Origin of the sequence: Secundilactobacillus silagincola (assembly GCF_002583405.1) — a bacterium.
GTDB classification, from domain to species: domain Bacteria; phylum Bacillota; class Bacilli; order Lactobacillales; family Lactobacillaceae; genus Secundilactobacillus; species Secundilactobacillus silagincola.
Genome location: NZ_BCMJ01000078.1, coordinates 1 through 216 on the forward strand (window position 1 = coordinate 1; position 216 = coordinate 216).

Annotated in this window: 1 protein-coding gene; it reads left to right on the forward strand. The window is 61.6% G+C overall.

Features of this window, described 5'->3' with window-relative positions:
• Nucleotides 1–216 (forward strand): hypothetical protein (locus CES82_RS12655; RefSeq protein WP_180245760.1); only part of this gene is annotated, 216 nt, incomplete at both ends.

Here is a 216-nt window from a genome sequence, read left to right on the forward strand (position 1 = left end):
CCGGACCAGCCGACAACACCGCCGGATCAACCAACGATACCGGACCAGCCGACAACGCCGCCGGATCAACCGACGATACCAGACCAGCCGACAACACCGCCGGATCAACCGACAGTTCCGGTTCAGCCGACGACTCCCCCAAGTCAACCGACAGTTCCGGATCAGCCAACGACGCCACCGAATCAGCCGACAGTTCCAGATCAACCGACAACACCA